General features: G+C 39.9%; 15 protein-coding genes. All 15 read right to left on the bottom strand.

Annotated features, from left to right (window positions below; genetic code table 11):
* Positions 1–55: 55 nt before the first annotated feature.
* Entirely contained in the window at positions 56–313 is a 258-nt protein-coding gene (locus KO513_RS09370; RefSeq protein WP_215913157.1) for a phosphopantetheine-binding protein, read from the bottom strand.
* A complete protein-coding gene (locus KO513_RS09365; protein WP_215913156.1) occupies positions 310–918 on the bottom strand; it encodes a 3-oxoacyl-ACP synthase in 609 nt (202 codons plus the stop codon). The genes KO513_RS09370 and KO513_RS09365 overlap by 4 nt, the downstream gene beginning before the upstream one ends.
* Entirely contained in the window at positions 915–2063 is a 1149-nt protein-coding gene (locus tag KO513_RS09360) for a beta-ketoacyl-[acyl-carrier-protein] synthase family protein (protein ID WP_215913155.1), read from the bottom strand. Before KO513_RS09360 ends, KO513_RS09365 begins: the two co-directional genes overlap by 4 nt.
* Entirely contained in the window at positions 2056–2493 is a 438-nt protein-coding gene (locus tag KO513_RS09355; protein ID WP_215435982.1) for an acyl-CoA thioesterase, read from the bottom strand. Before KO513_RS09355 ends, KO513_RS09360 begins: the two co-directional genes overlap by 8 nt.
* Positions 2483–3751 carry an ABC transporter permease gene (locus KO513_RS09350; protein WP_215913154.1) on the bottom strand — a complete coding sequence of 423 codons (1269 nt, stop codon included), beginning with the start codon at positions 3749–3751 and terminating at the stop codon, positions 2483–2485. Before KO513_RS09350 ends, KO513_RS09355 begins: the two co-directional genes overlap by 11 nt.
* Positions 3744–4487, bottom strand: coding sequence for an ABC transporter ATP-binding protein (locus KO513_RS09345; RefSeq protein WP_215914003.1), 744 nt, complete (start codon positions 4485–4487; stop codon positions 3744–3746). Before KO513_RS09345 ends, KO513_RS09350 begins: the two co-directional genes overlap by 8 nt.
* Positions 4488–4564: 77 nt before the next feature.
* The gene (locus tag KO513_RS09340; protein ID WP_215435976.1) at positions 4565–5560 is read right to left on the bottom strand and encodes a BtrH N-terminal domain-containing protein; all 996 of its coding nucleotides are present in this window, start codon (positions 5558–5560) and stop codon (positions 4565–4567) included.
* Between the two features lie 8 nt (positions 5561–5568).
* Positions 5569–5967 carry a hypothetical protein gene (locus tag KO513_RS09335; RefSeq protein ID WP_215435973.1) on the bottom strand — a complete coding sequence of 133 codons (399 nt, stop codon included), beginning with the start codon at positions 5965–5967 and terminating at the stop codon, positions 5569–5571.
* Between the two features lie 38 nt (positions 5968–6005).
* Positions 6006–6398, bottom strand: a complete 393-nt coding sequence (locus tag KO513_RS09330) for an ABC transporter permease (protein ID WP_252735735.1) — start codon at positions 6396–6398, stop codon at positions 6006–6008.
* Positions 6399–6459: 61 nt separating this feature from the next.
* Complete coding sequence (locus KO513_RS09325; RefSeq protein ID WP_215435968.1) at positions 6460–6897, bottom strand: hypothetical protein; 438 nt, start codon at positions 6895–6897, stop codon at positions 6460–6462.
* Position 6898: 1 nt separating this feature from the next.
* Entirely contained in the window at positions 6899–8032 is a 1134-nt protein-coding gene (locus KO513_RS09320) for a beta-ketoacyl-ACP synthase III (protein ID WP_215913153.1), read from the bottom strand.
* 9 nt (positions 8033–8041) lie between these two features.
* Positions 8042–8965 carry a dialkylrecorsinol condensing enzyme DarA gene (locus tag KO513_RS09315; RefSeq protein ID WP_215913152.1) on the bottom strand — a complete coding sequence of 308 codons (924 nt, stop codon included), beginning with the start codon at positions 8963–8965 and terminating at the stop codon, positions 8042–8044.
* Positions 8966–9036: 71 nt separating this feature from the next.
* On the bottom strand, positions 9037–9924 hold the full coding sequence (locus KO513_RS09310; RefSeq protein WP_215913151.1) for an LpxL/LpxP family acyltransferase: 888 nt from the start codon (positions 9922–9924) through the stop codon (positions 9037–9039).
* 23 nt (positions 9925–9947) lie between these two features.
* The gene (locus KO513_RS09305) at positions 9948–10190 is read right to left on the bottom strand and encodes an acyl carrier protein (protein WP_038237449.1); all 243 of its coding nucleotides are present in this window, start codon (positions 10188–10190) and stop codon (positions 9948–9950) included.
* Positions 10191–10202: 12 nt separating this feature from the next.
* The gene (locus KO513_RS09300) at positions 10203–11420 is read right to left on the bottom strand and encodes a beta-ketoacyl-[acyl-carrier-protein] synthase family protein (protein WP_215913150.1); all 1218 of its coding nucleotides are present in this window, start codon (positions 11418–11420) and stop codon (positions 10203–10205) included.

Genomic DNA, 11420 nt, shown 5'->3' with positions numbered 1-11420 from the left:
CGGCTAACTGTGCAGTACAACCGTGTGCTTGGCAACTTAAAAGACGATAGAACCTTTAGTTGGTTCGGTTAGCAGCTATATATGCGGCCATTGTATTTATAGATTCAAAGATTTTACGGCCCTCTTTTGGGTCTGCCAATCTAATACCGTAATCTTTGTCCAACATTACAATTAGCTCTAGCGCATCAATTGAATCAAGACCAAGACCTTCACCAAAAAGTGGGTCGTCGTTTGCGATTTCGTCAACGGAAACATCCTCCAAATTTAATTGTTCGATGATTTTTTTCTTCAATTCTTGTTTAAGTTCGCTCATTTTGTTCTGTATAATTTGGTAAGTTCTCCTGTATTATGGGGCAACACACCTTTTTTAGCGATAACGTATAAAAACGCATCATATTTTCCTTTGTCATAATCAACCCAGCCACATAAAACCTCTTTGGCTTTGCCTGATATCAGCAAATCATTGGCATAATCTGACAATAAATAGGGGTTAAACTCGGCAAATATAAAGAAACTATTTTCAGAATACAGTTTGTGGCGAATGCTAATTTCACCCATACAGATATTCGGAAGTGTGTAAACAAACACAGCGGGACTAGCAAATGCTCCGGATTCGTTACTGATGGCAGCTTGGTGCTTACGGTCAGTATCCAAACTTGAGGCTTTGTTTGAAAGGACAAGGGCGGTATTTTGTTCGCTGGTGTCCCGTAAAAGTACCTCGGCTCCCATAAATGCCAGTTTGCTGAGGTTGTCCATTTTAAAAAACTTTGAATAATCGGTTTTAAAGTGTTTGTATGCTGATTTTATAAAAGCCGGAAATTCTTCGGAATCATCGGAAAAGAGAATCTCTCCGTTCTTTGAGACTTTACCGTTTCTAATATGGCAGTATGATTTTATGTGATATTCAGGACTGCTCATGAATTAACTTTTTTAAAAATTGCCGCTGTATTACAACCCCCAAAACCGGAAGCGGTCTTTAGGAAAATATGATTTTCTTTTGGTGTGGTCTTGGTAATAATATTCAATGGTTGCGATACACCTAGTTCTTGGAATCCCGGCGAAGCAAAAAGGGTATTTGTATGTAAGGAGTGCATCCCGATGATGGTTTCCAATAGTCCGGAAGCCCCAAGCGTATGTCCAAAATAACCTTTTAAACTGTTCAAAGGTGTTTTTTGTAAGTTGGCCCTGTTGAAGGCAATGGCTTCCATTTCATCATTGTACATGGTAGCCGTACCATGAGCCGAGATGTAATCTATAGCGTCTGCATCTACTTTTGCTTGTTCCATTGCAGAAACAATACTTCGGTATAATCCTTCCCCAGTCCTTGATGGACCCGAAATGTGGTTGGCATCGTTACAGGAGGCCTCGCCAATAATTTGCACAGATTCGTCTACAAGATAGGCTTTGTCCTTGGTAACAAGTATGCTACAGCCTACCTCTCCAATATTAATACCTGCGCGAGTTTTACAATAGGGTCTGCAGGGAGATTCACTTAAGGCTTGAAACGAGTTAAAGCCGGTTAAAATAAATTTACTTACCAAATCCCCGGCAACTACAAACAAGTGGTCATAGCGTTCTTGGTGTATCAGTCTTTTGGCTACGGCCAAGGCTAAAACTCCGGACACACAAGCGTTGGATAGCACTATGGCTTCGTTTTTAAACCCGAAAAAAGTTTCTATTTTTTTTCCTAGCTCACCAAGATATGCCCGGTTTTCGTCAAACGGACTATCCGCATCCAAGACATCTATATTTCCTTTTGTGGTGGAAACGATCAAACCTACACGTTCCGTAAGTTCTATGCCCGATTTCTTAAGCGTATCCGCCAAGGAAACCAGAAGTATTTGCTCAAGTCTCGTGTGAGCTTCCTTAGAATCTAATTTTTGAAATTCGCTTTCTAGGTTTTCCTGATGGATTAGAGAGGAGTAAAACGGATTTGGCAGAACTTTGGAATCATCTACCAATGTAAGTCCGGTTACCTTATTTTTAATGCTATCTACCGCAGAAGCACTATCAAAGCCATATGCGGAAACAATGTTGTTATGTGACAAGTAAACGTTATTCATCTAAAAGGCCAACTTTTTTCTTCCAATCTGCAAAAAACTTTGGGATTACCAAGGATAATTCGCCCCCCAATTCAACAAAAACCTGAACCGTTTCTCCAGTGCAAACAACTGCCCCTTTAGGATTATAGATTTCATATTTAAAAATCATCTTTGCCGCTTGAGAGTCTACATAAGTTGTTTTTATGGTTGCAACATCTCCATAGCTTAATGGAAGCTTATGTTCACAGGAAGACTTTACGATAGGGGTTGAAAAGTTATGGTCTTTTTGGTCTAGGTACGAAATACCGTGGTGCCTACCAAAGGCCTCCCGACCATCTTCAAAATACTGAATATAATTGCCGTGCCAGACAATACCTAGAGGGTCCGTTTCTGCAAACCTTACACGGACTTCACTCGTGAAACTAATTTCTTTTTTGGTGTTAGACGGCATTTTTTCTTTCGTTATAAATTATGGCGATGAGCGTGGTGACCACAAAAAATATGAGTAACAGGGATATTTCGGGTATAATCTCAACAAAGGTCGCGTTGCGCAAAAATACATTATAAAATGCACTTAGCCCCCAATTCATTGGAGATAGGCTAGAGAGTACTTGCATGAATTTTGGCATGGCAAAAACAGGAACCCAAACCCCGCCAATTGCGGCCAAAATCACAACGAAAGTGGCTCCAAATGGTGCGGATTGTTCTTGTGTCTTGGCAACGGTACCCAATAAGAGGCCAAGGCCAACCGCCGCTAGACCAGCAAAAAAAGCAACTACGAACAATAGGGGCAGTCTTCCGGAAATATCTAGTTTAGGTAAACCGATGAGAGGGAAAAGAAAAATTCCCAATGCTAACATAAGGGCAAATTGAACTAATGAAACACCCAAAAAAACAATGGTTTTACCCCCCAATACGGTAGCGTAGGAAACAGGGTTGGTTCGTAACCGTACAAAAGTGCCCTGATTCTTTTCTTTCACCATATTAATGGCCAATGGCAGAATTATAAAAAATATGGCAAAGAGGGTCCAGGCAGGAATGTTATGTTGTGTAGAGTTAGGTATTAGTGCTTCTTTATGCTTGCTAGGTACAATTTCTGTAAAAGTGATGAATTTTTCGGTTTCAAAAATAGCTTCTGAGGGGTCGTCCGTTAATTGCTCTTGAAAGGCTCTGTAGATGGTTTCGGTTTCTATTTTAGAAATCATCTTATCAATATTACTTCGCACGGAACTTTTGAACGATTGCTGCGTTGCAGGGTCAAAATACAGTTTCACCTCTTTGGGTTCCAATTTGGACTTTACTTCGGGAATGTTTTCTTCGCCATCACTGAACTTAGCTAAGATGCCATCTACGTTCTCGTTAATTTTAATGTCTAGTTGAGAGGATAAGTCTTTTGGTATTACAATAGCCAATTGATAATCGCCCTTTAAGACTTGTTGTTTGGCTTCCTCATCCGTAGCGGCCATATCTACTTGAAACAATTTGGAATCGGCCAGGCTTTTTAAAATATCTTCGGATACTTTTCCTTTGTCCATATCTACCAAAAGAATAGGTAGTTTGGTCTCTTTTATACTTTTGAATGAATTGTCCTGAATTGTGGTAATGACAATGACCAATAGCAAGGGCATAAGAAATAGTACGGCCAACCCACCAATATCTCGGGTAATGAGTAAAAACTCTTTGTATGTAGAGGCCCAAAGTTTATGCATGGTCACGTAAAGCTTTACCGGTTTTGGCCAAGAATACTTCTTCTAGATGTGCTGCATTTTCTTCTTGGGCTATAAGTTCTTTAGGTGTGCCAATGCACACCAGTGTGCCGTGGTCAATAATACCTACGCGGGTGCAAAATTGTTCGGCCTCGTTCAAGTGATGTGAAGTGTAAATAATGGTAGTACCCGCACTGTTCAATTCCTTTAGGTAAGCCATAATAACGTTCTTAGACTGTACGTCCACACCAACGGTAGGTTCATCTAAAAATAGAACTTTTGGATTGTGTAAGATGCTGGATATTAGGTTTATGCGGCGTTTCATCCCTCCGGAAAAACTTTTAATTTTTTTATGGGCGAATTTTGATAGTCCCATGGTCTCAAGATGGGCATGGATATCGTCTTTTAAAGACTGACCTTTAAGTCCGTACATGCTTCCAAAATAGACGAGGTTCTCATAGGCCGTTAATGACGGGTAGAGAGCATATTCCTGAGGAACAATGCCTATTATTTGTTTTAGTCTGTTTTTATGGTCTTTGTAATTTAGCCCGTCTATAGTAAAGTGTCCTGAAGTAGGTTTTAGTAGAGAGCTAAGCATTGATATGAGAGTGGTCTTCCCAGCTCCATTTGGACCTAAGAGGCCAAAAATCTCACCTTCGGTTATGGTTAAATCCAAATCACGGACGGAAAAATCGTCGGCCCCTTTATATATCTTAGAAAGCTGGTTGATTTGGATCATGACATCAAAACTAATCGAAATTAACAAGATAAACCACGGTTTGTCTTATTAAAGACGATAAGGTTAAAAAGAGGGTTTTAAATGGCCTTTTTAAGTTTTTTGAAAAATTCCGCTTCGCTATTGGCAATAGCTTCAAGTTCATCGGCCACCTTATTGTAGGCATCATTTTCGGGGCTACGGTTTTTGTAGATACGTGAGGCATTCAATGCAAAGTCTCGCCAGTCATCTCCAATTTTGGTCATTTCCTTTGAGAGTTCGTTTAGTTTTTCGTTGTCTAGAACTTGGCTTGCCTCCTGTAGAAAAGCGGCATAGATATAACGGAAACCTCCGCCACCTGTACCTATTTCTTCTTGCATACGTACAATCTGGCCTAAATAATGATTAGCCACTTTAGCACCTTTTTTCTTGGGCCATTTACGAATAAGCTTGGAAATGGTCTTAATGCCGTTTGTTCCTACAATAGGAAAAGGGGCGGTCATTTCGCGACAGGTCTGTTTAATACCCTTTATAATCGCACTTTTCAACTCTAATTTTTCAGGAAATGAGGTTGGGTAATAGATATGGCCTTTAGGGGCGAATGCGCCTTTGGCAAAGCGTACTTTTTCAAGCTGTTTTTCGGTTAGGGTGGTAACCTGTTCCATAACAGGGTCACTGATTAAGTAGTTGCCCTCTTCCTTGCCATAGACCACTAGGTTATGTGCGTTAAAGTGAAAGCGGTAATCATCCGGAAAGTACATAAGGTTGTAAACACCCACTTGTAGGCCTACGGGGTTGTTCTTGGACAGATTTTCATCCAGGCGTGATTTTGCCGCTTCCGGATTGCTGAATTTTTCCCGTTTTATTTTGATACCTACTCTTTTGGCGAACCGGTTAAAAATAAAACCTGGCATAGCCCTATAGGTAACTACCGGAGCATGGTTTACTTTTAAAAAGGGAATATAACAGAACAAAAGGCCGGAACCTATGCCAAAGACCATGGGTTCGCTTACCTCAAAACCGTTGTGGCGCATTAGGTTACTTACCACACCGTTTTCGCAGTGTGCCGATTGTTTGTGGGTAAATTCTATTTGCATGCGGATGTTTAAGAAATGTGTTTCAATTCTTCAATACTGATTTCGAAAATATCAGCATATTTTTGAAGCGTTTTTTGGTTAAGTTTTTGAAAAACCTTTGGTTTAAAATGTCGCTTTACGCGCCATTGCCAAAGTCCAACATAGCTAGATAGAATGGGGAGGTCCATTTTGTGTAGCTCCATATAATATTCAATGGGGCTGGTCTCATTGTTTTCTACCCGTTTCTTAGCCGCGGCTACGCGCTCTTCAATATCTTTTATGGCGTTACTAAGAGCAATAGTTTTAGGGTCCCATCCGGAACTCAGTTCTGTAGTGTACTCGCCATTTTCATCAACGGCATAAGTGAGTTCTTTGGTTTGGGCAGAATCTAAAAGGCCTTTGTCCTGTGGTACTTCTTCTTTTTTCACTGGTCGTTATTTTGGGGGATTGTCACTATTTTTCCCTCTTAAACCTCATGGATCAAAAAGTTCAAAGTACAAGCTACGATTAATTCTTCATTTCTGAAAGTTTCAGAAGCTATGGTGCAGCTGCTAAAAGCTTCATTATCATATCTGGAAACGAGATTGCCTTTGGTTACAATGGTTTCGCCCACTTTAGGCAATGCGGTAATATGTACTTTTTTTACAGCGCTTATATAGCCAATGACCTTACTTTTACTTCCGTCTTTATCATCATCGTCAAAAAAACTTTGACCAACAATGGCGGCGCAGGTTTGGGCCGCGTTTTCAATAAGTCCGGTTTCGGATAGGTATTCATTGGCGACAAAAATACAGGATTCTTCTATTTTAAAATGCGTTTCAACCGAAGTTTCGTCAAGAAAAGGCGTTACGCTTGCCATAAGCATAGGTTCTCTATGGGGCAGGAAATTCTTAATGTCTATGTTTACGCGTGCTTCCAAATTAGTTTGCCAGTGCGGTTTTCATTTCACTTGTAGCCAGTATAATTCCTTCGCAGGTTACAGTGGCGGATACCATGGTTATGCCCATAATATCATGAAGGATTTCTACCGTGGTTTCCAGTTCTTGGCCTACAAATGGCAAGGCATTAACGGTAGCTTTTTTTATGGCGCCTATATATCCCGTCGGAGCGGGTTTCTGGGCCAAATAGTATTTGTAACCGGTGTGCAATGCCACGGTCTGTGCCATATTTTCAATAAGGCCCGGGGCCATAAACCGGTTTTCAAAAACAAACAGATTGTCTTCTGGAACAATAAGCCCGGAAACAATTTTTTTTTCTGAATATTCAAGCAATTTGCCCACCATAATAAAAGGTGGTTTTTGCGGAATAAGGTTTTGTAGAAACTCTTTATCGGTAATGGTTTCTTTCAATACATTCATGCTAGCACACAGTTAGATAGGCGTAAGTGTATGAAAAACGAGCACTTTCCGGAACATGCAACAATATTCTATCACCCTTTTTTAGTTTACCCGAAGAAACCAGTTCTTCTAGCATAAGGTATATGGATGCCGCACCTACGTTACCCACATGTTCAAGATTTAAAAACCATTTATCCCAAGGCATTTCTACGCCTTGTTCCTTCATTTCGTCATAAAGTCCCTGTTTAAAAAAGTACGAAGAAATATGGGGGAGGTAATAGTCAACATCATTGGGGCCAATACCATGTTTTTCATAAACCATTTTTAGGCAATCCACACCTTTTTTTAAGATGTTTTCACCCAACAGTTTTACATCCTGCTTAATGGCAAAAACAGATTTTTTAGCCCAATCTTCCGGAGCAAATTCACTCCATGGTTTTAGTTCGCCGCTCTCAAGCTTCTCGCCACCGGCGTACATGCAGGTCTCCATTTCATAAGCGTATGAAAAACCTTCCATCCACTCAATTTTTATAGGCGTATCTCCTTTGGGTTCGTTTTCCACTAAGATGGCTCCTGATCCATCGGAAAGCATCCATCGTAAAAAATCTTTATCAAAGGCAATCATTGGGTTCTCTTCCAATTCCTTTAAATGCTCAATTTCTTCCTGATAGAAATCTGCTTTGGTCCAAGTAGAAACTTTTTCTGAACCGGTACATACGGCATTGTTTACCTGCCCTGTTTTAATGGCCATATAGCCATATTTTAAGGCGTTCATGCCGGAACAACAAACACCGGAGGCGGAATTTATTTCCATATTGCCGTTTTTCAATACACCGTGTACCATGGCCGCATGAGACGGTAAAAGTTGGTCTGGTGTAGAGGTTCCGCAGGAAAGAAGTTCTATGTTTTGCTTGCTGAAATCAGAATCGCAAAGTTCTTCTATTGCTGCCGCGGTAAGCTGGGCATTATTATGGGTTACATTGCCATCTTCATCAATGGCATAGTACCTTTTCTTGATTTTGTTGTTACGTAGAATTATGCTCTTTGCCCTAGACTTTTGTCCGTCTATAAACCCTAATTTCTCTTCAATTTGGTCGTTTTCGACAGGTGAGTTGGGCAAAAATTTAGATATTTTGGTAATGTAAGCGTTTTTCATGTGTCAGTCTTACTCCTTATAGTCTACAGAGGCGTAATATTTATTTTCCCTTTTGATTTTCCTATACATTGGGATATAAGTGAGCAAAAATACAATAAAAACTATAGGTGCGATTATCCAAATGGCAAATATCAGGTAATAGTTGAAGAAACGTAGCCATTTTTTACGGGCAGGGTCTCCTTGGTCTCCCTTCTTTTTAATAAGGTTGGCCCATTTGGAAAACAATATGTTTCCACGTTTGTCCATCTGAACCAGTAGGTTACTGATTTTGGAAGCATCCAAACGATTCAATTTTTCTTGTAGGTAAGAAAAATCGGATTTTAAAAGAGCTTCGTTAATCGGATGGCCAAATTTATCTGCGGATGCAATGGTGTTGTCAGAAACTCCAGGTTTTGGAAAAACGCCCCAAAGGCGGTCCTTTTTGCCTTTTAGCATCCAATGCACAATAGTAATTACGCTAATATGATTGATGTTTTTGTCCACCAAGGCAATGTTTCCCACTAGTTTGGCATTTAATCCAATGAGCATTTTTTTCACCTTTTCCTGTGACATGGCCCACATATTGCGTACCCCAATTACGGTAATGACCGGGGTATTGTTCAAAAGGTTTCTTGCCGCTTCTGATTTTAAAAAGGAATTTAAGGGTATGGAAGGGGATAGGTACCAGACTTGGTGCCCTAAAATTACCAAATCATACTTCTTGGAAAGCACCGAAGCATCAGGTTTATTAATGGGTGTAGGAATTTGAAGGAAGGATTCCGGAAAAACATCAAAGAACCGCTCTTTCTTCCATGGGAATTCGTAAGGTTCCTCAGGAATAATTTGGTGGTAGGTGATGTTTGTTGACTCTCGGTTTAGAGGAGATAATACAGAATCTATAATTGTACGTAATTGCCCTGTTTGGGAGTAGTATACAACAAGTACTTCTTTCATTTTCATAAGGTTACGGTACAGCAGTTAGAAACATAATGATTAATAGCTGCCTTAGGGATAGACCAAATATCCTATTTATTTGTCTTATCTCCCCAAAAATCAAAATAATTAAACCATTGTAGTGGATATTTTTTAATAATCCACTCTAGGTTTTCGGTATATTTTTCCAGTAGACCTTGGGCATCACCACGTTTTACTTCTGCAGTTCGTGCGTATAGGTGGTAATGTTTTTTAGATTCTTTCATCACGTAAACGAACAAAACCGGAACCTTTAATCTGGAAGCCAATAAATAAGGACCCATAGGAAATTTTGCCGTGGCTCCTAAGTATTGCTGTTCCAAGAATTTTGTGCCCTCAATGTAGCGGTCTCCCGTAAAGCATACGAGTTCTCCATTTGTTAGGGCCGTATGAATTTCAAAGATATGGGACATATCTTCTTTTATTAGAATAAGCTTGATGTTGGATTTTGAGGTAACACTTTCCATATATGCCTTGATTTCTTCGTGCTCGCGATCCCATGTTACTAAGTTGATCGAAGAAAAGGCATTTATATCTTGGAGAAAATGTTGTGCAACTTCAAAATTACCAATATGGGCGCTTAATAGAATACCTCCTTTTTTCTGTTCTAGAAGACTTTCAATCTTTTCAATTCCGTCAAAATCATAGCTAAACCTGTCCCTTAAACCTGCGGATATGGCCGCCTTATCTATAATTGTCTGGCCAAAGACGTAATAGTTGCGGTAGACGTTATAGAGACTTTTTAAAGTAGAATACCCAAGTCTTTTGTGAAAATAGTAGAATATAGCCTTAGTACTCGCTACAGAAAATATACAGTAATAAAAAACTACGAAATGAAGGAGTAGGTATGAAGCACCTAGCCCTAGTTTTTTGATAAAGAAAATATAAATTCTATATCCTAAAACAGTGCCTTTGGATTTTCCTTCCCATTCTGTTGCCATATTTGGGTTTTCTCAGGGGAGTATCAGTGAAGTTTACGCTCAATAAGGTCGTAAAAATTCTGTAGGGTAGTAACGTTTATAAAGTCTTCACCTACTAGCTTTACGCCAAAATTGCTTTCTACGGCCACTACTAAATCAACAAAATCTAAGCTGTCTAAACCTAGAGTATCTTTAAGATTAGCATCGGCAGCGATTTCTTCTTCTTCGACCTCAAACTCGTCGATAAGGAAATCATCTATTTTTTGAATAATAACTTCTTTGGTCATCACCATCTTTCGCTAGCATTTTTTTAATATCAAAGCGGAGTTTGTACCACCAAACCCGAATGAATTGGACAAAAATACGTCAATTTTTTTATTTAACGTTTCCTTAACTATGTTTAATTTTGCTGCATTTTCATCAATATTTTCTAGATTGATGTTGGGTGCAACAAACGAATTTTGCATCATAATCATGCTGTAAATAACCTCGCTTGCACCAGCCATCCAACATTCATGTCCGGTCATAGATTTTGTTGAGCTTACCGGTGGGTTGTGCTGGCCAAAAACTTCATAAATGGCTTTTGCTTCATTGGCATCGCCTACCGGGGTAGAAGTAGCATGTGCATTCACATAATCTATTACCGAGGCTTCTATATTGGCATCTTGCAGTGCATTTCGCATAGCACGCGAAGGTCCGTCTACATTTGGTGTAGAGATGTGTCCTCCGTTTGATGAGAACCCATATCCTATAACTTCCGCCAAAATAGGCGCTCCTCTCTTTACTGCGGAATCATAGCTCTCTAAAATTAAAGTTGCTCCACCACCGCTAGGTACCAAACCGTTTCTGGCTTGGTCAAAAGGTCTTGAGGCTTTTGCCGGATTGCCATCTGTAGTGGCAAAAACACCAAGGCCGTCAAAACTGCCCATGGCCAGTTTATTTATTTCTTGTGCGCCACCCGTTATAATACAGTCCTGAAGACCACTTTTTATAAGGTGATAGCCCATACCAATAGAATGAGACCCACTGGCGCAAGCAGCACTAATAGTAAAGTTTACCCCTCTAAGCCTAAATATGGTAGAAAGGTTCATAGTTACGGTAGAGTTCATTGCCTTAAAAATAGCACCGGACCCTACTAATGTAGTGTCTTTTTTTTCTCGTAATATATCGGTAGATTCTACAACAGATCTTGCGGTACTGTCATTACCGTAGATGACACCAACTTCATTTTCATCAAAAAAACTGTCTTCTATCTTGGCATTTTTTAGGGCTTCAATAGTAGCCATGTAGGCATACTGGCCTTCTTCACCAAGGCTAAGTCTTTGTCTTCTGGATAGTAATTTTTTCAGATTAGGTTCTTCAACCATTCCTGTGAGCCCAGAGCGATAACCGAAATCAAGTCGTTCTTGATCATTGACGATACCTGATTTACCTTCGTATAGGGATGTTTTTACCTCGTCTAGGTTTTTGCCTATACAAGAATATATACCCATACCTGTGATTACTACTCTTTTCAT

Origin of the sequence: Zobellia sp. B3R18 (assembly GCF_018860715.1) — a bacterium.
Taxonomy (GTDB): Bacteria; Bacteroidota; Bacteroidia; order Flavobacteriales; family Flavobacteriaceae; genus Zobellia; species Zobellia russellii.
Note: the sequence above shows the minus strand (reverse complement) of the source record. Positions and strands in the feature narration are given on the sequence as shown.